The following is a 20099-nucleotide window of genomic DNA, read 5'->3' on the forward strand; positions in this document are numbered from 1 at the left end:
TCAGCCCTTCTTTTCCACGAGCTCAACGAACCTGTCGAACAGGTAGTCCGCGTCGTGCGGACCCGCCGCGGCCTCGGGGTGGTACTGGACGGTGAACGCGGGGACGTCTAGCCCCCGCAGGCCCTCGACCACGTTGTCGTTGAGGCAGACGTGCGAGACCTCGACCCCGCCGAAGTCCGTGTCGATCACGGTGTTCAGCGGCGCGTCGACCGCGAAGCCGTGGTTGTGCGAGGTCACCTCGACCTTGCCGGTGGTCCTGTCGAGCACCGGCTGGTTGATGCCGCGGTGGCCGTACCCGAGCTTGTAGGTGCCGAAGCCGAGCGCCCGGCCGAGGATCTGGCTGCCGAAGCAGATGCCGAACAGCGGCTTGCGCTGCCGCAGCACCTCGCGGGCCAGCGCCACCGGTCCGTCCGCGGTGGCCGGGTCGCCGGGGCCGGGCGAGAAGAAGACCGCGTCCGGGCTGACCGCGAGCAGGTCATCGATCGACGACGACGAGGGGAAGATGTGCGTGGTCACGCCGCGCTCGGCGAGCCGGCGGGCGACGTTGCGCTTGATGCCGAGGTCGAGCGCCGCGACGGTGTAGCGGTGTTCCCCGACCGCCTCCACTACGTAGCGAGAAGGTGTCGTGACCTCGGCCGAAAGGTCGGCGCCCACCATCTGCGGCGAGGCCTGCACGCGGGCCAGAACCGATGCCGGATCGAGATCCACACTGGAGAGGCCGACCCGCATGGCACCGCGCGACCGCAGGTGCCGGGTCAGGGCCCGGGTGTCCACCCCGCTGATCCCGACCACACCCTCGGCCGCCAGCCGCTCCCCCAGATCACCCGTGGAGCGCCAGTTCGACGGCCGCCGCGCCGGATCCCGGACGACATAGCCGGCGACCCAGATCTTGTCCGATTCGTCATCTTCGTCATTGACGCCGGTGTTGCCGATCATCGGGGCGGTCTGCACGACGACCTGCCGGTGGTAGGACGGATCGGTCAGTGTCTCCTGATAACCGGTCATGCCGGTGGTGAACACGGCCTCGCCGAACGTCTCCCCCACCGCGCCGTACGCGCTGCCGGAGAACGTCCGCCCGTCCTCGAGTACGAGGATCGCTTTCGCCATTACTTAACAGCCTTCCCGTCCAGGACCGTCGGCTCTCCCCGAAGGAAGGTCGCCACGATGCGACCCGGCAGGGTGGTGCCCGCGTAAGGAGTGTTGCGGCTGCGGCTCGCCAGCTCGGCCGGGTCGACGACCCGGCGGGCGGACGGGTCCACCAGCGTGAGGTTGGCCGGCGCGCCGGCCGCGAGGTCGGTGCCGTGCCCGTCCAGGCCCGCGATCCGGGCCGGGGCGCGGGACATCCGCTCGGCGATCAGGTCCCACTGCTCACCGAGGATGCTGAGCACGATCGGCAGGGCCGTCTCCAGGCCGACCATGCCCGGCCGGGCGTACGCCCACTCGCATTCCTTGTCCTCCACGGCGTGCGGCGCGTGATCCGTGGCGACGATGTCGATCACGCCCTCGATCAGCGCCTCGCGCAGGGCGAGCACGTCGGACTGCGTACGCAGTGGGGGGTTGACCTTGTAGACCGGGTCGTACGAAGCCGCCAGCTCGTCGGTGAGCAGCAGGTGGTGCGGGGTGACCTCGGCCGTCACCCGGACGCCGCGGGCCTTGGCCTGACGCAGCACCTCGACCGAGCCGGCGGTGGAGACGTGGCAGACGTGCAGCCGGCTGCCGACGTGCTCGGCCAGCAACACGTCGCGCGCGATGATCGCCTCCTCGGCGACGGCCGGCCAGCCGGTGAGGCCGAGGCGGGTGCTGACCTCGCCCTCGTGCATCTGGGCGCCCTCGGTGAGCCGCGGCTCCTCGGCGTGCTGGGCGATGATGCCGTCGAACGCCTTCACGTACTCCAGTGCGCGGCGCATCAGCCGCGGGTCGGCGACGCAGTGCCCGTCGTCCGAGAAGATCCGCACGCCGGCCGCCGAGGTCGCCATCGCACCCAGCTCGGCCAGCTGCTTGCCGGCCAGGCCCACGGTGACCGCGCCGATCGGCTGCACGTCGACCAGCCCGGCCTCGCGCCCGAGCCGCCAGACCTGCTCGACCACGCCGGCCGTGTCGGCGACCGGCGAGGTGTTCGCCATCGCGAAGACCGCCGTGTAACCACCGAGGGCCGCGGCCCGCGAGCCGGTCTCGACGGTTTCGGCGTCCTCCCGGCCGGGCTCGCGCAGGTGGGTGTGCAGATCGACCAGGCCGGGCAGAGCGACCAGGCCGGCCGCGTCGATGACCTCGGCCGGGCCCTCCTCGGTAGAGATCAGACCGTCGCGGATCAGCAGATCGGTCGGTGCCGCCCCGACGACGGAGACGCCCCGCAGCAGATAAGAAGTCATGCCTTGCCCCCCAGCAGCAGATAAAGAACGGCCATCCGAGCCGAGACCCCGTTGGCGACCTGTTCGACGATGGTGGAACGGGACGAGTCGGCCACCTCGGGAGTGATCTCCATGCCCCGGTTCATCGGGCCGGGATGCATCACGATCGCGTGCTCCGGCATCCGCCGCATGCGCGCGAGATCGAGACCGTAGCGGCGGCTGTACTCCCGGGCGGACGGGAAGTACGAGTCCTGCATGCGCTCGGTCTGCACCCGCAGCATCATCACGACGTCCATGTCGGGCAGGACGCTATCGAGGTCGTACGACACTTTTGCCGCGGGCGACAACGCGTCCGCGATGTTCAGCGGGATCAGGGTCGGCGGTCCGACCAGCGTGACGTGCGCGCCGAGGGTGGTGAGCAACAACACATTCGAACGGGCGACCCGGCTGTGCAGCACATCTCCCACGATCGCGACCCGCAGCCCGTCGAGCCGGCCCAGTCGCGAGCGCATCGTGTACGCGTCCAGCAGCGCCTGGGTCGGGTGCTCGTGCGTACCGTCGCCGGCGTTGATCACCGAACCGTCGACCCAGGACGCGAGCCGGTGCGGCGCGCCCGAGGCGGCGTGCCGGATCACCACCGCGTCGGCGCCCATGGCCTGCAGGGTGAGCGCGGTGTCCTTGAGGCTCTCTCCCTTGGAGACGCTCGAACCCTTGGCCGAGAAGTTGATGACGTCGGCGGAGAGCCGCTTGGCCGCCGCCTCGAACGAGATCCGGGTCCGCGTCGAGTCCTCGTAGAAGAGGTTGACCACGGTCCGGCCGCGCAGCGTGGGCAGTTTCTTGACCTCGCGGCCGGCCAGCGCGGCCATCTCGGCGGCGGTGTCCAGGATCAGGGTGGCGGTGGCCGCGTCCAGATCGGCGGCCGAGCGCAGGTGTTTGATCATTTCTGGCCTCCGGTCAGCCGGACCTCGTCCAGTCCGTCCGTCTCGGTGAGCGACACGCGGACGCTCTCGGACAGCGCGGTGGGGATGTTCTTGCCGACGTAGTCGGCGCGGATCGGCAGTTCCCGGTGACCGCGGTCGACGAGCACCGCGAGCTGCACCGAACTGGGCCGGCCGACGTCGTTGAGCGCGTCCAGCGCGGCGCGCACCGTACGGCCGGAGAAAAGCACGTCGTCGACGAGGATGACCCGCCGGCCGTCGATGCCCCCGCCGGGCAGTTCGGTCTTGCCGAGTGCGCGGGTGGCGTGCAGCCGCAGGTCGTCGCGGTAGAGCGTGATGTCGAGCGAGCCCACCGGCACATCGATGCCCTCAAACGCGTGGATGCGGGCGGCCAGGCGGGCGGCGAGCGGCACGCCCCGGGTCGGAATACCGAGCAGCACTGTGCCGGTGCCGCCGGACGTTTTTTCCAGAATCTGATGAGCGATCCGGTCGACGACCCGTTGCAGGTCGGCCTCACTCAAGATGATCTTGCTGCCTGTGTCAGCGCGCGGCGAAGCCACGGCGGACCTCCTTCCCCGCCTCACGGGACGGGTCGTTAAAGGACGTCGGTTGGAGTTACCCCTGGAGGCACCCCCTGTGGAGCAACCCCCCGAAGGGTGCCGCCCCGATGGCTGACGCTACGTTACCAGTGAGCGCAGCGTTGACCATGGTGACCTGGCCGACCCTGGGAATCAGCCGGACGAATCAGGCAAGTCTCCCCTGGGCCGCGCGACTCATCGGTAACCAACACTTGACCAGGGGTCGCAAACTCCGTACCGTCACGCTGCGTAGCGATCGCGGAGGAAGAACCCTCCGGGCCAGCACAGTACTGGGAGTGTTCCGAATGCCGTCTGAGTACGCCAAGTCGTTGGGCGCCCGCCTGCGCTCCATCCGCCAGCAGCAGGGCCTGTCTCTGCAGGGCGTGGAAGAGAAGTCGAACGGTCGCTGGAAGGCCGTCGTCGTGGGCTCGTACGAGCGCGGCGACCGTGCGGTCACCGTGTCGCGTCTTGCCGAACTGGCCGACTTCTACCGCGTCCCCGTCTCGGAGCTGCTGCCAGACGGCAGCGGAGTTCGCCTCGAGGCCACCAACAAAATCGTGCTCGACCTGGAAAAGCTGTACGACACCACCGGCGAGGACCTCGCCTACGTCGCACGGTATGCCCGGGCCATCCAGCAGCAGCGCGGCGACTACAACGGCCGCGTCCTCTCCATCCGAGCCGACGACCTGCGCGCGCTCGCCATCGTCTACGACATCTCCCCGTCCGGCCTCATCGAGCGCCTGACCGAGCAGGGCGTCCTCGTAGCCGACCCCCGCGCGTTCTTCGCCAGCTGATCCCCCGGAGCAACACCCGCGAGGCCCGTGGATGTCCACGGGCCTTTCGCTTGCCCGCCGCCCACGCAACGGCATCGTTGTCGATATCACTTATCGTGCGCACCAGTCCCCGGCGGCCCACACACGAACGCCCGTTTTCGCTCATGGAGTGAACGCGAAAACTCAGACCGCCGGCTCGGTCTCACCGGTTGAAGGTGTTGTGGTTGCCGAGAGCGACGTTGTGACCCTCCACCCGATCGACGGAATAGGTCGGCGCCGGACCGGGCGCCGGACCGGGCGGCGGCGCCTCGTGGCGGGCCCCGGCCGGTGCACCGCCGGTGGCGTCCTCGTCGGGCACGAAGATCCACGCGTCGGCGCCGAAGTCCTTCTCGGGAATCTGCGCCCGCACCTGGCGGAAGCGGTCGGGGCGGGGCTTGCCGTACGGCACCACGACGCTGCGGTAGATGACGTCCGACACGATCATGGCGATGTTCGCCCGGGGGAAGCTCCGCAGCGCCGCCTTCAGCTGAGGATCGTTGACCAGGCGGCAGACAGTCACCACGGCGTCGCCGGGAAAGCCCGCCGCACCGTCCAGGTGGACCAGGCCCTCGTGGACCGCCACCCGCAACCGGATCCGCCGGTCGTCGCCGCGGTAGCGGTTTTCTGCGGCCAGCAGGCGGTCCAGCGCCGCCGTCAACTCGCCGACCACCCGGCTCTCCGGAACGTCCGGCGGGATGATCGCGAGCTCACCGTCGCCACCCGACTGGGTGCTCCAGCGGCTCCGGTCGAGTTCGAGCTCGTCGCAGGCCGCCTGCATCACCCGTTGAAAGATCTGCTGCGCCTGGTACTGGGCCTCGTTGTCCTGCCGGCTGTAGCGCTCCATGTCCACGGACACCAGCAGGCGGCGGTAGGGATACGCGGGGGTCGTCACGGCCTCAGTCCTACCAGCGGACCGCCGCGGCAATCCCATCAAAATGTCGTTTGGCCGGGATAAGACCTTTCGATCTTTCAATACTTTGATGTGTTCTCCGCGGCGGGTCCACCGTTCACTCGAAACATGCGCAACGAAAAGACCCGCGAGGGAGACGCTCTGGTCGCCCTGCACACGGCCGCCCTCATGCAGCAGTCCATCGGCTACGCGGACGCCAAGATCGCAACAGTGGCCGGCGTGGTCTGCGGCTCGGCCGTGTTCCTTTTCGATCGGATGGCCGGCATCGGTGACCTCGGCCGGGCGGGTCCGGTTTGGCTCGTCGCCGGTCTGGCCATGACCGTCCTCGCGGTCGCCGGGCTGAGCGGCGCGGTCTGGCAACTCGCCAGCGGACTGCGACCGCGCCTGGACAAGCACTGCTCGGCCGGCCGGTTGAGCATCACCACCCTGGCGTCCGGCTTGGAGCCGGCCCTCACCGGCAGTGGGGCCGGCTCGGCCGACGAATGCTGGCGACTCGCCCGCACCCTCGCGCGGATCGCGCTGACCAAACACGAGCGGGTCCGGCAAAGTCTCCTGTGGACGGCCCTGGCGCTGACCGGCATGGCGGGAATTGTGCTGTGTACGAGCCTTCCGCCGGGAATGGCGATCGGCGCAGCGGCATGAAAACGCGGGCCGAAAACGGGACGGCACGGGCGATACTGGCATCCGCATGCTCACTTTCGTCGATTGGGGGACGAAGTCATCGCCGATTGGAGTCCCTTCCCACCCCGCACCCTGCTGTCCCGCTGCGACCCCGCGACCCGGGCCGAACTGATCGGGCTGGGGGTGCGCAGGACCGTGCCGGCCGGCACGGTCCTGCTGCGCGAGGGCGACGTGGAGTCACATGTGATCGTCCTGCTCGACGCGCTCGTCAAGATCTCCGGCCGGATGGCGGATGGGCGGCAGGCGCTGCTGTCGATCCGGGTCTCCGGCGACCTGATCGGCGAGATCGCGGCCTTGACCGACACGCCGCGCTCGGCTACCGCCACCACCTGTGTGCGGTCCGTCTGCGCCGTGATCGCGCGCCGGGACCTCCGCCCGTTCCTGCACGACCATCCCGAGGTGGCGGTCGAGGTGGCCGCGCTCATCGGGGGCAAGCTGCGCCGCGCCACCCGGCTCCGGGTCGACTTCGCCTCCTACCCGGTCCGGGTGCGGCTGGCGCGCGTGCTGGTGGAGATCGCCGAGCAGTACGGCACCCGCGCTGCCTCCGGGATCGTCATCGGCGTGCCGCTCACCCAGCCGGAGCTGGCCGGCCTGTGCGGTGCGGCCGAGGTGTCGCTGCAGAAGGCGATCCGCGAGCTCCGCCGGGCCGAACTCATCGACACCGGGTACCGCCGCATCATCGTGCTGGACTTCCCCGCCCTGCGCAGCCTGGCCGACATCGAGAACGGCCAGCACCCGCTCTGAAACCGCACCGGCCCCGCCCTGCTGCCGGAGTCCGGTGGATCCTCCTGTCCCGAAAACCCGAGGACGGTATCGATGATCAAGAATCCATCGGCGGTCTCGCCGCCGGAACCGCAACCGCCCGCTCCCGCCGTGCCGGAGAGGCCGTACCACGACATCGTCACGCGGTACGCGGCTGCCGCGGCGCACATCAACCCCTGGCTGTGCCGGAGCATCCTGTCCAACTTCCTGGACCGGCCGCAATGCGCCTGGGGTCCGGCGATCGGCGTCGACGCCCTGGGTGTCGTCCGCCACGCCGTCGAGGCGCGGCGCCGCCGCAGGGTCCGCGACCTGTTGCTGGTCGGCGTCCTGCTGGGCGCGGCGGTGACCGTCCTGGTCCGGTTGTCGGCGCGGCACGGTCTCCGCCCGACCGTCTCGACCATGGCCGTGTGCGCGCTGCTCGCCGGGGTGGGCTGGCTCTTCCGCCGGCTCCTGTGGCGCAAGATCGCTGAGGGGTGGCGGAAGCTGCGCGGACGGCCCGGTCAGCTGCTCTCATCGATCGCCGGCGCACTGCTCCTCCTGACGTTGACCGGCATGACCGTCGTCCGCTGGCCGGGCATCAGGACCGACCTGGCGATCGCGGCCGGCGCGGCCCTGGCCGCCTGGGCGGTGCTGCTGGTCTCCGCGTGGCTCTCGCTGCGCCGCGCCGTCGCGGTCCGGGACGGGTGCGGCCGCACCGCGAGCCTGGCCCGGCCGCTGCCGGCGACGGTCGAGGACCGGCTGAGCGAACTGCCCGACGAGAACGTGGTCGTGTACGGCGCCGGCCGGGACGTCCTGCCGTTCCTGGGCAGCGGGCAGCGCATCAAGGACTGGACGTTCGAGGTCGACGTGACCAAGGGCGCGCTCGGCTCGGCCGGTGAACGGCTGAAACCGCTGCCGTTCACCGACTACGAGCTCAACCGTTTCCTCGACGAGAGCTTCGTCGGTGACCGGTCGGACACCAAGACCCACACGCATCGCCTGTACGTCGACGGGCGCACCAAGGAGCTGCTCGGCGAGGCCGGCGAGCCGCTGCCGCACCCGGTGCAGCGCGTACCGCACGACCTGATTCTCGAGGAGATCGGGCGGACCCGGACGGACAGCTACCGGCGGGTCTACTTCTGCCTCCAGGAGGTCGCCCGCGACGGCGAGATCGTGGTGTCCGTGTTCGCGCGCACCCGGACCCGCAACCGGCTCCTCTACCTGGAACTTGCCCTGCACGCCCTGTTCCCGCTGCACCCGGCGGTCATCGGCCCGGTCAGTCACCTCAGCTCGCATCCATTAGACCTGGCCCGCAACGCGCTCGGGCGCGGCTCCCGGCGGCTTCCCCGGATGATCTTCGGGGCGTTCCCGCGGTGCGCGGCGGAGGTGCGCGATCTCCTCCGGCGCAGCCGCAACGGGCGGCTGGCACTGCGTGCGCTCCGGCGGGACCGCCCCTTCGACTACGGCGCGAACATCACGCTCCGCGAGGGCATCTCGGCGGTCGACGTCGAGGATCTCCACTACAACGCGATCGTCGACGTCCTGTCGATCGGCGCCTCGCTGCAGGCCCGCCTGCTGACCGAGCTGCACCACTTCCTGCGGAAGCACCAGATCGACACCGCCGACTTCGACCGGACCAAGCAGAACATCGTGACCACGATCCAGACCTGGAACGTGAACGAGGTCAAGGCGACCATGGTGGGCTTCGGCAACAACAACGACTTCCGCAACAACGAACAGCCGCCCCCGGCGAAGGACAACCCCCCGCCGGACAAGAACCCGAAGGCATGACGAAGCCGCACCAGCCGGCGGTCGGGATCGTCACCGCCGGGACCGAAGAGTTCGCGGCCGTCCGGCTGTTCATCGACGGCCCGGTCCCCGCCGGCGGCCCTGATCACCTGACCGGCACCGTGCCGGCTTTCGGCGGCGGACGGCATCACGTCGTGCTGGGCGCGCTCGGCTGCGCGAACCTGGTGCGCGGCTTCGGCTCGGTCGCCCAGATCGTCCTCTGCGGCGTCGCGACCGGCGTACCCGATCCGCTCGGCCGGACGCACGGCGTGCGCCTAGGCGACGTCGTCGTCTCCGTCTGGGGAGTCGTCGACCGGCTGGCCGGTACGGCGGAGCCGGCCGCGGTGCGTCGCCCGTCGCCGGTGCTGGTCCGGGCCGCCGACATCCTCAAGGCCGCGGAGTATGCGGAGCAGCGGCCGTGGCTCGCGCTCATCGAGGACGGCGTGCGGCAGCAGCCGTCCTTCGCTCCGCCGGGCGACGCCTCGCCCCGCGTCCACTTCGGCCGGGTCGGCAGCCGGGCCCACGACGCCCGGCTCGCCGCCGAGCAGGGCCTGCTCGCTCTGGAGACGAAGGCCGAGGAGGTCGGCCACGGCGGCCTCGGATGGCTGATGGTCCGCGGCGTCAGCGAGATCGCCGACGCCGCGACCAGCCGCCGATGGCGGCCGTACGCCGCGCTCACCGCCGCGGCGTACGTCCGGTGCCTGCTCGGCGAAACTCCCGTGATCGCCGGGCGGACGCCGTGAGACGTTACCTCGTGGCGAACTCGGCGATGCGGCCGAGGACGCCGTTCAGGAACCTGGGGCTGTCGTCGGTTGACATCTGTTTCGCGAGTTCGACGGCCTCGGTGATGGCCACCGGGTCGTCGATCTCGGGGACGTAGAGCAGCTCGTAAACGGCGATCCGGGCCAGGTTGCGGTCGACCACGGGCATGCGGTCGAGCGTCCAGCCCTCGGCGTAGCTGGCGATCAACTCGTCGATGCGGTCCAGGTTTTTGGCGACGCCCTCGATCAGGCCTACGGCGTAGTCCATGTGGTCGGGGCGGGGGGTCCCGATGCGTGCCTCGTAGCTGCGCAGTACCTCGCTGGGGGGCAGGTCCCGCAGGTCGGCCTCGTAGAGGACGTCGAGAGCCCGTTTGCGCGCCTTGCGACGCGCGGGCATCTGCGTCTTAGGGCCTTCCGACATGATCAGGAGCGACCGAGGTAGCGGCCGTCGCGGGTGTCGACCTTGATCTTTTCGCCGGTCGTGATGAACAGCGGGACCTGGACGGTGGCGCCGGTCTCGACGGTGGCCGGCTTGGTGCCGCCGGTGGAGCGGTCGCCCTGCAGGCCCGGCTCGGTGTAGGTGACCTCGAGGAACACGCTGGTCGGCAGCTCGATGTAGAGCGGGACGCCCTCGTGCGTGGCGACCGTGGCCTCGGCCTCGGGGAGCAGGTAGTTGGCGTTCTCGCCCACCGTGCCGCCGGAGACCGTGATCTGGTCGAACGTGTCCAGGTCCATGAAGACGAAGTCCTCGCCGTCCTGGTAGAGGTACTGCATCGTGCGCTTGTCGACGGTGGCCGTCTCGACCTTGGTGCCCGCGTTGAAGGTCTTGTCGACGACCTTGCCGGAGAGCACATTCTTGAGCGTGGTGCGCACGAACGCCCCACCCTTACCCGGCTTGACGTGCTGGAACTCGACGACCGACCACAGGTCGCCGTCGAGGTTGAGCACCAGGCCGTTCTTCAGGTCGTTCGTGGAAGCCATGTTTTCCGAAGCCCTGTCTGCATCGTTGTCGGTGACCGAACGAGTTTACCGGCGACTACACATCACCGGCGAATTGGGCCAGGTGCTCCAGCGCCAGCCGGTATCCGTCGATGCCGAGGCCCGCGATGACCCCGGTCGCCACCGCCGAAATGACCGAATGATGGCGGAATTCCTCGCGGGTGTGGATGTTCGAGATGTGCACCTCCACCAGGCGGCCCGTGAGCATGGCACAGGCGTCACGGATCGCGATGTTGTAGTGCGTCCAGGCGCCCGGGTTGATCACCACGTGCGCACCCTCGTCGGCGGCCGCGTGCAGCCAGCCGATCATCTCCCATTCGGCGTCAGTCTGCCGCACCACGGCCTCGACGCCCAGTCGCTTGGCTGCTTCCTCACACCGCGCAACCAGATCCGCATACGTGGTCGCGCCGTACACCGTCGGCTCCCGGGTGCCCAGCCGCCCGAGGTTCGGCCCGTTCAGCACATAGATCACCGCGCCACCTCCGCATATGCCCGCCGCAGCAGTTCCTCGTCCGGCCCGCTGAGGATGCCCGGCTTCGCCAGGCCGTCAAGAACCACGAAACGCAAGGTGGCTGCCCGCGCCTTCTTGTCGACGCGCATCGCGCTCAGGAGATCGGTCCAGGCTTCTTGGGGGTACGCGGTGGGAAGCCCGACGAGTTCGAGGAGCTCGCGGTGCCGGGCCGCCGTCCGGTCATCCAGTCGGCCGGACAATCGGGACAACGCACCCGCGAACACGAGCCCGACGGAAATGGCGTGCCCGTGCTTCCACGTGTATTTCTCGCGCTTCTCGATCGCGTGCCCGAGGGTGTGCCCGTAGTTGAGGATCTCGCGCAGCCCGGACTCCTTGAGGTCGACGCCGACCACCTCGGCCTTGACCCGCACCGCCCGCTCGACCAGTTCCCGCAGCACCGCACCGGCCGGATCGACCGCGCCGGCCGGGTCGCCCTCGATCAGCTCGAGGATCCGCGGGTCGGCGATGAAGCCGCACTTGATCACCTCGGCCAGGCCGGCCACCAGGTCGTCGGCCGGCAGCATGGCCAGCGCGTCCAGGTCGCACAGCACACCGGCCGGCGGATGGAACGCGCCCACCAGGTTTTTGCCGGCCGCAATGTTGACCCCGGTCTTGCCGCCGACCGCCGCGTCGACCATGCCGAGCAGCGACGTCGACACCGGCACCCAGCGCACCCCGCGCAGCCAGCCGGCCGCCACGAACCCGGCCAGGTCGGTCACCGCGCCGCCGCCCACGCCGACCACCACGTCGGTCCGGGTGAAGTTGGCCGCGCCGAGTTCGTCCCAGCAGCGGGCGGCCACCTCGATCGACTTGCCGCGCTCGGCGTCCGGTACCTCGATCGGCAGTGCCCGCGCGCCGCATTTGGCCGCGATCTGCTCGGCCCGCTCGCGCAGCGGGGCGGAATAGAGGATCGCCGCCTGCGCCGCGCCCTCGATCAGGCCGGGCAGCTCGCCGGCCAGATCGGAGCCGACCAGCACGTCGTACGGCCGGTCGCCGGCCACGTTGATGCGTGTAACCACGGCGGTGAGCCTATCGGCGGGGCAATGGGGTTATATCTTTCTACCCCCACCAGGGTTATAAACGGTGCATGCCAAAAATCAACGTGTACCTGCCTGACGATCTGGCCGACGCCGTCCGCGAGACGGGAGTGCCGGTTTCCGCCGTCTGCCAGCGAGCCCTGGAGGCGGCCGTACGCCGGATAACCGCCATCCGCGAGGCCGTCGTGGGCGATGTGGATCTCGCGGCGGTGACCGGCCAGCTCAGCAGCTTCACCGCCCGCCTGGTGAGCGTCGTCAACCTGGCCGTCGAACGCGCCAAGGCCGGCGGGGCCGCCACCGTGACCACGGGCGACCTGCTCGCCGGCGTCCTGGCCGAGAACGGCAACCTGGCGCTGCAGATCCTCACCGCCATGGAAGTCTCCCCCGGCTCGCTGACCGCACCCACCACCGCCGAGCGCGGCCCCGGCTCCGGCGACGGCCTGCGGTTCAGCCTGCCGGCCGCCACCGTGCTGGAGCAGACCGCCGGTGAGGCGGTCGGGCTCGGCCACAACTACGTGGGTTGTGAGCACCTGCTGATCGCCCTGGCCGGCGAGCCGGACGGGGCGGCCGGCGCGCTGCTGCGCGAACGCGGCATCGACGCCCGCGGTGCCCGGCGTGCGGTGTCCGCGGCCCTCGCCGGGTACGTGCATCTCCGCGCCAACATCGCGAGCGCGCCACCGACTGGCCTGCTCGGCGCGGTGCGGGCCGAACTGGCGCCGCTGATCGAACGGATCGAGCGGCTGGAAGCGAAGGTCAGCTCTTGAGCAGGGCCGCTATCTCGGCCGCGATGTCGTCGGGCTCGCGGCCGTCGGTCACCACCGTGTGGGTGGCCACCTCGGCGTACAGCGGCCGGCGCTGGTCGAGCAGGTATTTCAGGGTGGCCCGCGGGTTCATCGCCAACAGGGGGCGGCCACCGCCCAGACCGACCCGCTTGAGCGCGTCGGTCAGCTCGACCGACAAATAGACGACGGTGTGCTCGCGCAGCAGCGTGCGGGTGTCCTCGCTGAGCACCGCGCCGCCGCCCAGCGCGAGCACGCCGTCGAAGTCGCGCAGGCTCTCGGCGATCGTGGCCCGCTCGATGGCCCGGAACGCGTCCTCGCCGTCGTCGACGAAGATGTCCGGGATCGGCCGGCCCTCGCGCGCCACGATGATCGCGTCGGTGTCCGCGAACGGCACGCCGAGCAGCGCCGCGACCGCCTCGCCGACCGTGGACTTGCCGGCACCCGGAGCGCCGACCACCACCGCGGCCGGCGCCATCAGCGGATCACCAGCGAGTCCAGGTATCCGGCCAGGTTGCGGCGGATCTCGGCGACCGAGTCACCGCCGAACTTCTCGGTGGCCGCCTCGGCCAGCACCAGGGCCACCATCGCCTCGGCCACCACCGCGCCGGCCGGCACCGCGCAGACGTCCGACCGCTGGTTGATCGCGGTGGCCGGCTCGCCGGTGGTCACGTCGACGGTCTGCAGCGCCCGATTGAGCGAGGAGATCGGCTTGAGCGCGGCCCGGACCCGCAGCGGCTCGCCGTTGGTGATCCCGCCCTCGAGCCCGCCGGCCCGGTCGGTGACCCGGCGGACGCCGTCGGCGGTCGGGATGATCTCGTCGTGCGCCACCGAGCCGCGCGAGCGGGCCTGGGTGAAGCCGTCGCCGATCTCGACGCCCTTGACGGACTGGATCGACATCAGCGCGGCGGCCAGCCGGGAGTCGAGCTTGCGGTCCCACTGGACGTGCGAGCCGAGGCCCGGCGGCACCCCGTAGGCCAGCACCTCGACGATGCCGCCCAGGGTGTCGGCGTCCTTCTTGGCGGCGTCGACCTCGGCCACCATCCGCGCGCTGGCCTCCGGGTCGAGGCAGCGCAGCGGGTCGGCGTCGATGCGTTCGGCGTCCTCGGGTTTGGGAATGAGGCCGGTCTTGGCGGCCACCGAGCCCAGCTCGATCACATGCGAGACGATCTCGATGCCGAGCGCCTGCCGGATCAGCGCCTTGGCCACCACGCCGACCGCGACCCGGGCCGCGGTCTCCCGGGCACTGGCGCGCTCCAGGATCGGCCGGGCGTCGGTGTGCCCGTACTTCTGCATGCCGGCCAGGTCGGCGTGCCCGGGACGGGGCCGGGTGAGCGGGGCGTTGCGGGACTGGGCGGCCAGTTCCTCGGGGTCGACCGGGTCGGCGGCCATCACGGTTTCCCACTTGGGCCACTCACTGTTGCCCACCCGGATCGCGACCGGGCTGCCCAGCGTGAGCCCGTGCCGGAGACCGCCGATGACCTCGACGACGTCCTGCTCGAACTTCATCCGGGCGCCACGACCGTAGCCGAGCCGGCGGCGCGTGAGATCACGGCCGATCTCCTCGGTCGTCACCTCGACCCCGGCGGGCACTCCCTCGAGGAGCGCGACAAGGGCGGGTCCGTGCGATTCACCTGCGGTAAGCCAGCGCAACACGTGCCACAGTGTGGCACGTTGCACGCCGGTGCCGCCGGTCCCCCGCCGTCGTCCCGCCCAGCGGAACACCCAGCGGAACACTCAGCGGCGGCTGGCCGCCTCGAACAGCGCCGCCCGCATCGCCGCCTCCGGAGCGGGAGCGATCCCGGTGAATTGCTCGAACTGGCTGAGCGCCTGGGCCAGCAGCAGGTCGAGGCCGGACACCACGGGAACGCCCTGCGCGGACGCGGCGGCAGCCAGCGGGGTCGGCCACGGGTCGTAGATCGCGTCGAACAGCACGGTTCCGGGCCGCCAGGCCACCTCGGCGGCCAGGTGGTCGGCCGCGCCCTTGGGCACCGTGGAGATCACCGCGTCGGCCTCGAACAGCTTCGCCGCGTCGGCCCACTCGCCGCCGGCCAGCCCGATGCCGAGCGCCTCGGCGGCCGGCCGCAGCTCCTCGCGCACCTCGGGCCGCCGGGTCACCACGGTCACCTCGGTCGCGCCCAGCTGGGCGGCCGCGCCGAGGGCGGCCCGGCAGGTGCCGCCGCCGCCCAGCACGGTCACGCTCGGCTCCGGGCACAGACCGGCCTCGCGCAGCACCCGGACCATGCCGGTGACGTCGGTGTTGTCCGCGTACCAGCCGTCGCCGCGCCGCACCAGCGTGTTGGCGGCGCCGGTGGCCCGCGCGACCGGCGACGCGGCGCCGGCCACCCGCAGCGCCTCGGCCTTGAGCGGCATGGTCAGCGACAGCCCGGCCCACTCCGGGCCGAGACCCGCCAGCAGGCCGGCCAGGCCGGCCTCGCCGCACTCGATCGCGACATAGCTCCACCCGGACAACCCGGCGGCCGCGAACCCGGCGTTGTGGATCACCGGCGAGAGCGAGTGCGCGATCGGCTGGCCCAGCACCGCGGCGCGGCGTGTGGTGATCGTCAGCAGAGTGGGACCCCGTTCTTGCAGGCGGTCTGGATGTTCTTCTGGTGCTGCCCGTAGTCCTCGGTGAAGGCCGAGTTGCCGTCCCGGTCGATCGCCACGAAGTACACGTAGTTACCGGAGGCCGGTTTCATGGCGGCCTCGAGCGCGGACTTGCCAGGGCTGTTGATCGGCCCGGCCGGGAGCCCGCGCTTGCTCTTGGTGTTGTACGGGTTCTTCGGGTCGTCGAGTTCCTGCGCCGTGAGCTCGCCAGAGTGCTTCGCGCTCTTGCCGTTGAGGTCGAGCCAGTAGTTCGCGGTCACGTCGAACTCGAGCGGCATGTTGGCCTTGTAGGCCCGGTTGTAGGCGACCCGGGCCACCTTGGGCAGGTCCTTGGGTACGCCGGCCTCGGCCTGCGACAGCGAGGCCACGATCAGTCCTTCGAACGGCGACACCGACAGGTTGTTCTGCACGCCGTCGACGAATCCCAGTTCGGTGGCGACCGTGACGAACCGCTTCACCATCACCTGCAAAATCTGCTTCGCGGTGAGTTTCGGGTCGAATTCGTACGTATCGGGAAAGAGGAACCCCTCGACGGACTTCCGCGCCTGCTGATCGTCCCGGCGGTTGAACCAGAAGCCCGGCACGCCGAGATCCTCGGGATTCTTCGCGGCGGTCTCGAAGTCCTTCACCGGGATGTTGGTGGCCTTCGCGAGCAGTTCGTACGTCTGTTTCGCGGTTTTGCCCTCGGGGATGGTGATACCCGCGGTGACCCTGTTCTTCGGGTCCAGCAGCATGTCGACGGCATTCTTGGCCGACATCTGCTTCCGCATGTTGTAGGTGCCGGATTGGATGTTCTTGCCCCGCGGGTTCTCGTTCGCGGCATTGACGAACGCCTTTGTGCTCTTCACCACATCGGCGTCCACGAGCGTGTTGCCGATGTCGGTCAGCGTCGCGTTCTTCTCGATGGTGACCTGCACCGTTCCGGTGCCCGGACCGTCGTAGTCGGCCGCCGTGAAGAAGCCCTTGACCTTGTTGTAGCCGAAGAACACGCCGCCACCGAGCACGGCAAGCAGGACAAAAGCCATTAAGAACGCGACGCCGGACTTGCCCGAGCTCTTCTTGCCGCCGCGGCCACCTCGCCGGTGCCGTGGTCGGCCGCGCTCGGCATGCTCGTCGAACGCCAAGTCCAGCTCGTCGATCATCTCTGCCTCCGCTGCGCGTCCAGCCAGCCCTGGAGGATCTCCACCGCGGCCGCCTGATCGACGACCGCCCGTTGCCGCTTACCCCGGACGCCACGTTCGGCGAGCCTGCGGGTTGCGACCACGGTCGACATCCTCTCGTCCGCCAGAACGATCGGCACCGCGCCGACCGCTTCCGCCAGTCGCCCAGCGTACGCACGAATGTCGATGGCGGCAGGGCCCTCGGCGCCATTGAGGCGCACGGGAAGCCCCACCACGATCCCGACCGCCTCGTGTTCCCCCACGAGACGAACGAGCTCGGCTATATCGCCGGGCACGGCATCGGGTGCCGCGCCCATGTCACGGGGCACCGTGACCAGGGGGGTGGCCAGGATCCCGTCAGGGTCGCTGACCGCGACCCCGACGCGCACCTTACCGACATCAACGCCCAGCCGCCTACCCCGCGACAAAGCGCTCATTCGGTTGCCCCCTTAAGTTTCGCTTACCCGGCGGCGTCGACCACCGCCTGCTCCACGGCCGCCAGCAGCGCCGGAACCTGGTCGGCCGGCACGCCGCCACCCTGCGCCAGATCGGCGTTGCCGCCGCCCCGGCCGGAGAGCGCGCCCTTGACCAGATCCGCCGCGGACAGCCCGCGACTCTTGGCCGCACCGTTGACCGCCACGATCAGCGACGCCTTGCCGTTGGCCCGGGCCGCGACCGCGACGACCGCGGGACGCACCGAGTCGATCTTGCCCCGGATCTCCTGGGCCAGCGTACGCACGTCGTTGCCGGCCGCGCCCTCGGGTGCCTCGGTGCCGACGTACGCGACGCCACGCAGGTCACGCGCCTGCCCGGCGAGCGCACCGGCACCACCGAGCACCATCTGCGCGCGCAGCTTCTCGAGCTCTTTCTCGGCGTCGCGCAGCGCCGTGACGGTCTGCTCGACCCGGTCGGCGACCTGGTCACCGGGCACCCGGAACAGCTCCGCGAGCCGGCTCACCAGCAGGTGTTCCTTGGCCAGGAAGCCGAACGCGTCGATGCCGACCAGCGCCTCGACCCGGCGCACGCCGGAGCCGATCGAGGACTCGTGCAGGATCTTCACGAGCCCCAGCTGCCCCGAACGGGCGACGTGGGTTCCGCCACACAGTTCCCGCGCATAGTCGCCGACTTCAACCACGCGGACCTCATCGCCGTACTTCTCCCCGAAGAGGGCCATCGCGCCCAACCGGCGCGCTTCCGCCTGGGAGGTGATGAACGCGTGTACCTCGAGGTCGCGCAGCAGCACCTCGTTGACCTGCTGCTCGACGTCGTGCAGTACCGCGGGCGAGACGGCCCCCGGGGTGTTGAAGTCGAACCGCAGCCGGCCCGGCGCGTTCAGCGAACCCGCCTGGGTCGCGGACTCGCCGAGGAACGCCCGCATGGTCTGGTGGACCAGGTGGGTCGCGGTGTGCGAGCGGGAGATCGCCTTGCGCCGGGTCACGTCGATCTCGGCGAGGCCGCTCTCACCCGCGCGCACCTCGCCACGGACGACCCGCGCCTTGTGCACGATCAGGCCCGGGAGGGGCTGCTGCACGTCGACGACCTCGACCTGGCCGCCGCCCACGTTGATCACGCCGGTGTCGGCCTGCTGGCCACCGCCCTCGGCGTAGAACGGGGTGGAGTCGAGGACCAGTTCGACGAAGTCACCCTCGCCGGCCACCTCGATCCGGCCGCTGCTGCCGATCAGCGCGCGCACCCGGGACTCGCGGGTGACCTCCTGGTAGCCGGTGAACTCGACCGGGCCGCCCGCATCCAGCGCGCTGCGGTACGCCGACAGGTCAGCGTGGCCGGTCTTGCGCGCCGCCGCGTCGGCCTTCGCCATCGCCTGCTGCTCGGTCATCAGCCGCCGGAAGCCGGCCTCGTCGACCGACAGGCCCTGCTCGCCGACGATCTCCAGGGTCAGGTCGATCGGGAAGCCGTACGTGTCGTGCAGCTGGAACGCCTGCGCGCCGGACAGCTGCTTGCCGCCCGACTTGCGGGTCTCAGTGATCGCGGTGTCCAGGATCGTGGTGCCCTGCCGCAAGGTCGACAGGAACGAGTCCTCCTCCGCGTACGCGTACGAGGAGATCCGGCCGAACTCCTCGGCCAGCTCCGGGTACGACGGCGCCATGCAGTCGCGCGCCACCGGCAGCAGCTCGGGCAGTGCGGGCGCCTGCCAGCCCAGCAACCGGATCGACCGGATCGCCCGGCGCATGATCCGCCGCAGCACGTAACCGCGACCCTCGTTGGACGGGGTCACGCCGTCGCCGATCAGCATCAGCGCGGTCCGCACGTGGTCGGCGATCACCCGCAGCCGTACGTCGTCCGGGTGTGACTCCGCCGCCGAGTGGCCGGACTGCGCGCCGTAGCGCTTGCCGGTCATCTCCGCGGCCCGGGTCAGGATCGGGTAGACCTCGTCGATCTCGTACAGGTTGTCGACGCCCTGCAGGATCGACGCGATGCGCTCCAGGCCCATGCCGGTGTCGATGTTCTGCTTCGGGAGGTCGCCGACGATCGTGAAGTCCTCCTTCGACTTCACGTCGGTGATCTCGTACTGCATGAAGACCAGGTTCCAGAACTCCAGGAACCGGTCCTCGTCCACCTCGGGGCCGCCGTCCTGGCCGTACGCCGGACCGCGGTCGTAGTAGAGCTCGGAGCACGGACCCGCCGGTCCCGGGATGCCCATCGACCAGAAGTTGTCCTTCTTGCCGCGGCGCACGATGCGCTCGGCCGGCAGCCCGGTCTGCTTCCAGATCTCGATGGCCTCGTCGTCGTCGAGGTAGACGGTCGCCCAGATCTTGTCCGGGTCGAGCCCGAAGCCGCCCTCGGACTGCGGCCTGGTGGACAGCTCCCACGCCAGCGGGATCGCCCCCGCCTTGAAGTAGTCGCCGAACGAGAAGTTGCCGTTCATCTGGAAGAACGTGCCGTGCCGCGACGTCTTGCCGACCTCGTCGATGTCCGGCGTCCGGATGCACTTCTGCACGCTCACCGCACGCTGGTAGGGCGGCGTGCGCTGACCCAGGAAGAACGGCACGAACTGCACCATGCCGGCGTTGATGAACAGCAGGTTGGGGTCGTCGATGGCCGGCAGCGGGGCACTCGGCACGACCGTGTGCCCGTTGGCCTCGAAATGCGCCAGATAGCGCCGCTTGATCTCCGCCGTCTTCATCGGTTCCCCTCCTGGCTGTCCCGATCGAGCTCGGTCAGCCCTTGGTCAAACAACTCGCCCTCGGCGAACGCCTGATTGATCTGCTGCTCCCGTTCGTGCATGCCGTCACGGACGTCATCCACGAAGTTACGCATCGACTCGACCAGGCCGCCAGCGGATTCCGACAGCGAGGTGGCGATGCCCGACGGGGTGAACTCGTTCGCCTTACGGGTGAGCTTGCGCACCACCAGGGCGCCGACGGCCAGGCCGACGCCCAGCCACAGCAGGCGCTTCATAGTTGGCAGATTCCCTTTCGCTGGGAGGC

General features: G+C 70.2%; 22 protein-coding genes. 6 read left to right on the forward strand and 16 right to left on the reverse strand.

What is annotated here, in order from left to right; translation table 11 throughout:
* The 4 genes from carA to pyrR are packed head-to-tail and all read right to left on the reverse strand — an operon-like array spanning position 1 to position 3846.
* On the reverse strand, positions 1 to 1107 hold the full coding sequence (gene carA, locus Ari01nite_RS00455) for a glutamine-hydrolyzing carbamoyl-phosphate synthase small subunit (RefSeq protein WP_203778391.1): 1107 nt from the start codon (positions 1105 to 1107) through the stop codon (positions 1 to 3).
* Positions 1107 to 2369, reverse strand: a complete 1263-nt coding sequence (locus Ari01nite_RS00460; RefSeq protein WP_203778392.1) for a dihydroorotase — start codon at positions 2367 to 2369, stop codon at positions 1107 to 1109. The genes carA and Ari01nite_RS00460 overlap by 1 nt, the downstream gene beginning before the upstream one ends.
* Positions 2366 to 3289, reverse strand: a complete 924-nt coding sequence (locus Ari01nite_RS00465) for an aspartate carbamoyltransferase catalytic subunit (protein ID WP_203778393.1) — start codon at positions 3287 to 3289, stop codon at positions 2366 to 2368. The genes Ari01nite_RS00460 and Ari01nite_RS00465 overlap by 4 nt, the downstream gene beginning before the upstream one ends.
* Positions 3286 to 3846, reverse strand: a complete 561-nt coding sequence (gene pyrR, locus Ari01nite_RS00470; RefSeq protein ID WP_203778394.1) for a bifunctional pyr operon transcriptional regulator/uracil phosphoribosyltransferase PyrR — start codon at positions 3844 to 3846, stop codon at positions 3286 to 3288. The genes Ari01nite_RS00465 and pyrR overlap by 4 nt, the downstream gene beginning before the upstream one ends.
* A 323-nt stretch (positions 3847 to 4169) precedes the next feature.
* Here pyrR and bldD point away from each other — a divergent pair, with 323 nt between their 5' ends.
* Entirely contained in the window at positions 4170 to 4658 is a 489-nt protein-coding gene (bldD, locus tag Ari01nite_RS00475) for a transcriptional regulator BldD (RefSeq protein ID WP_020517563.1), read from the forward strand.
* Between the two features lie 181 nt (positions 4659 to 4839).
* On the opposite strand, the gene Ari01nite_RS00480 is transcribed toward bldD, so the two are convergent.
* Positions 4840 to 5568 carry a hypothetical protein gene (locus Ari01nite_RS00480; RefSeq protein WP_203778395.1) on the reverse strand — a complete coding sequence of 243 codons (729 nt, stop codon included), beginning with the start codon at positions 5566 to 5568 and terminating at the stop codon, positions 4840 to 4842.
* Between the two features lie 126 nt (positions 5569 to 5694).
* On the opposite strand from Ari01nite_RS00480, the gene Ari01nite_RS00485 reads away from it, so the two are divergent.
* From Ari01nite_RS00485 to Ari01nite_RS00500, 4 genes are all read left to right on the forward strand, one after another.
* Positions 5695 to 6228: a Pycsar system effector family protein gene (locus tag Ari01nite_RS00485; protein ID WP_203778396.1), complete on the forward strand. Its 534-nt coding sequence runs from the start codon at positions 5695 to 5697 to the stop codon at positions 6226 to 6228.
* Positions 6229 to 6291: 63 nt separating this feature from the next.
* Positions 6292 to 7011, forward strand: a complete 720-nt coding sequence (locus Ari01nite_RS00490; RefSeq protein WP_239162368.1) for a Crp/Fnr family transcriptional regulator — start codon at positions 6292 to 6294, stop codon at positions 7009 to 7011.
* 72 nt (positions 7012 to 7083) lie between these two features.
* Positions 7084 to 8799 (forward strand): AbeC-like domain-containing protein, encoded by a 1716-nt coding sequence (locus Ari01nite_RS00495; RefSeq protein ID WP_203778397.1) that lies wholly within the window; start codon positions 7084 to 7086, stop codon positions 8797 to 8799.
* Entirely contained in the window at positions 8796 to 9539 is a 744-nt protein-coding gene (locus Ari01nite_RS00500; RefSeq protein ID WP_203778398.1) for a hypothetical protein, read from the forward strand. Before Ari01nite_RS00495 ends, Ari01nite_RS00500 begins: the two co-directional genes overlap by 4 nt.
* A 4-nt stretch (positions 9540 to 9543) precedes the next feature.
* Here the strand turns inward: Ari01nite_RS00500 and nusB are convergent, their stop codons facing one another.
* From nusB to aroB, 4 genes are read right to left on the reverse strand one after another with little or no spacing between them, the layout of a single operon-like run.
* Positions 9544 to 9954, reverse strand: a complete 411-nt coding sequence (gene nusB, locus Ari01nite_RS00505) for a transcription antitermination factor NusB (RefSeq protein ID WP_203778399.1) — start codon at positions 9952 to 9954, stop codon at positions 9544 to 9546.
* A 26-nt stretch (positions 9955 to 9980) separates the two neighbouring features.
* Positions 9981 to 10538 (reverse strand): elongation factor P, encoded by a 558-nt coding sequence (gene efp, locus Ari01nite_RS00510; RefSeq protein WP_203778400.1) that lies wholly within the window; start codon positions 10536 to 10538, stop codon positions 9981 to 9983.
* 55 nt (positions 10539 to 10593) lie between these two features.
* Positions 10594 to 11028 (reverse strand): type II 3-dehydroquinate dehydratase, encoded by a 435-nt coding sequence (gene aroQ / locus Ari01nite_RS00515; RefSeq protein WP_239162369.1) that lies wholly within the window; start codon positions 11026 to 11028, stop codon positions 10594 to 10596.
* Positions 11025 to 12086 (reverse strand): 3-dehydroquinate synthase, encoded by a 1062-nt coding sequence (aroB, locus tag Ari01nite_RS00520; RefSeq protein WP_239162370.1) that lies wholly within the window; start codon positions 12084 to 12086, stop codon positions 11025 to 11027. The genes aroQ and aroB overlap by 4 nt, the downstream gene beginning before the upstream one ends.
* A gap of 68 nt (positions 12087 to 12154) precedes the next feature.
* Here aroB and Ari01nite_RS00525 point away from each other — a divergent pair, with 68 nt between their 5' ends.
* Positions 12155 to 12868, forward strand: coding sequence for a Clp protease N-terminal domain-containing protein (locus tag Ari01nite_RS00525; RefSeq protein ID WP_203778401.1), 714 nt, complete (start codon positions 12155 to 12157; stop codon positions 12866 to 12868).
* Here the strand turns inward: Ari01nite_RS00525 and Ari01nite_RS00530 are convergent.
* The 7 genes from Ari01nite_RS00530 to Ari01nite_RS00560 all read right to left on the reverse strand — a co-directional run bounded on the left by Ari01nite_RS00530 (position 12858) and on the right by Ari01nite_RS00560 (position 20070).
* Complete coding sequence (locus Ari01nite_RS00530; protein ID WP_203778402.1) at positions 12858 to 13361, reverse strand: shikimate kinase; 504 nt, start codon at positions 13359 to 13361, stop codon at positions 12858 to 12860. The genes Ari01nite_RS00525 and Ari01nite_RS00530 overlap by 11 nt on opposite strands.
* Positions 13361 to 14539 (reverse strand): chorismate synthase, encoded by a 1179-nt coding sequence (aroC, locus tag Ari01nite_RS00535; protein WP_203778403.1) that lies wholly within the window; start codon positions 14537 to 14539, stop codon positions 13361 to 13363. The genes Ari01nite_RS00530 and aroC overlap by 1 nt, the downstream gene beginning before the upstream one ends.
* An 81-nt stretch (positions 14540 to 14620) precedes the next feature.
* On the reverse strand, positions 14621 to 15451 hold the full coding sequence (locus tag Ari01nite_RS00540; RefSeq protein WP_438872117.1) for a shikimate dehydrogenase: 831 nt from the start codon (positions 15449 to 15451) through the stop codon (positions 14621 to 14623).
* Positions 15448 to 16632 carry an endolytic transglycosylase MltG gene (gene mltG / locus Ari01nite_RS00545; RefSeq protein WP_203778404.1) on the reverse strand — a complete coding sequence of 395 codons (1185 nt, stop codon included), beginning with the start codon at positions 16630 to 16632 and terminating at the stop codon, positions 15448 to 15450. Before mltG ends, Ari01nite_RS00540 begins: the two co-directional genes overlap by 4 nt.
* Positions 16629 to 17087, reverse strand: coding sequence for a Holliday junction resolvase RuvX (gene ruvX / locus Ari01nite_RS00550; protein WP_203778405.1), 459 nt, complete (start codon positions 17085 to 17087; stop codon positions 16629 to 16631). Before ruvX ends, mltG begins: the two co-directional genes overlap by 4 nt.
* Before the next feature lie 23 nt (positions 17088 to 17110).
* The gene (gene alaS, locus Ari01nite_RS00555; RefSeq protein WP_203778406.1) at positions 17111 to 19795 is read right to left on the reverse strand and encodes an alanine--tRNA ligase; all 2685 of its coding nucleotides are present in this window, start codon (positions 19793 to 19795) and stop codon (positions 17111 to 17113) included.
* Entirely contained in the window at positions 19792 to 20070 is a 279-nt protein-coding gene (locus Ari01nite_RS00560; RefSeq protein WP_203778407.1) for a hypothetical protein, read from the reverse strand. The genes alaS and Ari01nite_RS00560 overlap by 4 nt, the downstream gene beginning before the upstream one ends.
* Positions 20071 to 20099: the final 29 nt, after the last annotated feature.

The organism is Paractinoplanes rishiriensis, assembly GCF_016862375.1.
GTDB lineage: Bacteria > Actinomycetota > Actinomycetes > Mycobacteriales > Micromonosporaceae > Actinoplanes > Actinoplanes rishiriensis.

Excerpts from the sequence above, each read along its gene's own strand:
- carA (WP_203778391.1), bottom strand. The coding sequence starts at position 1,107 with ATGGCGAAAGCGATCCTCGTACTCGAGGACGGGCGGACGTTCTCCGGC.
- Ari01nite_RS00460 (WP_203778392.1), bottom strand. The coding sequence starts at position 2,369 with ATGACTTCTTATCTGCTGCGGGGCGTCTCCGTCGTCGGGGCGGCACCG.
- Ari01nite_RS00465 (WP_203778393.1), bottom strand. The coding sequence starts at position 3,289 with ATGATCAAACACCTGCGCTCGGCCGCCGATCTGGACGCGGCCACCGCC.
- bldD (WP_020517563.1), top strand. The coding sequence starts at position 4,170 with ATGCCGTCTGAGTACGCCAAGTCGTTGGGCGCCCGCCTGCGCTCCATC.
- Ari01nite_RS00485 (WP_203778396.1), top strand. The coding sequence starts at position 5,695 with ATGCGCAACGAAAAGACCCGCGAGGGAGACGCTCTGGTCGCCCTGCAC.
- Ari01nite_RS00495 (WP_203778397.1), top strand. The coding sequence starts at position 7,084 with ATGATCAAGAATCCATCGGCGGTCTCGCCGCCGGAACCGCAACCGCCC.
- Ari01nite_RS00500 (WP_203778398.1), top strand. The coding sequence starts at position 8,796 with ATGACGAAGCCGCACCAGCCGGCGGTCGGGATCGTCACCGCCGGGACC.
- nusB (WP_203778399.1), bottom strand. The coding sequence starts at position 9,954 with ATGCCCGCGCGTCGCAAGGCGCGCAAACGGGCTCTCGACGTCCTCTAC.
- efp (WP_203778400.1), bottom strand. The coding sequence starts at position 10,538 with ATGGCTTCCACGAACGACCTGAAGAACGGCCTGGTGCTCAACCTCGAC.
- Ari01nite_RS00525 (WP_203778401.1), top strand. The coding sequence starts at position 12,155 with ATGCCAAAAATCAACGTGTACCTGCCTGACGATCTGGCCGACGCCGTC.
- Ari01nite_RS00530 (WP_203778402.1), bottom strand. The coding sequence starts at position 13,361 with ATGGCGCCGGCCGCGGTGGTGGTCGGCGCTCCGGGTGCCGGCAAGTCC.
- mltG (WP_203778404.1), bottom strand. The coding sequence starts at position 16,632 with ATGATCGACGAGCTGGACTTGGCGTTCGACGAGCATGCCGAGCGCGGC.
- ruvX (WP_203778405.1), bottom strand. The coding sequence starts at position 17,087 with ATGAGCGCTTTGTCGCGGGGTAGGCGGCTGGGCGTTGATGTCGGTAAG.
- alaS (WP_203778406.1), bottom strand. The coding sequence starts at position 19,795 with ATGAAGACGGCGGAGATCAAGCGGCGCTATCTGGCGCATTTCGAGGCC.
- Ari01nite_RS00560 (WP_203778407.1), bottom strand. The coding sequence starts at position 20,070 with ATGAAGCGCCTGCTGTGGCTGGGCGTCGGCCTGGCCGTCGGCGCCCTG.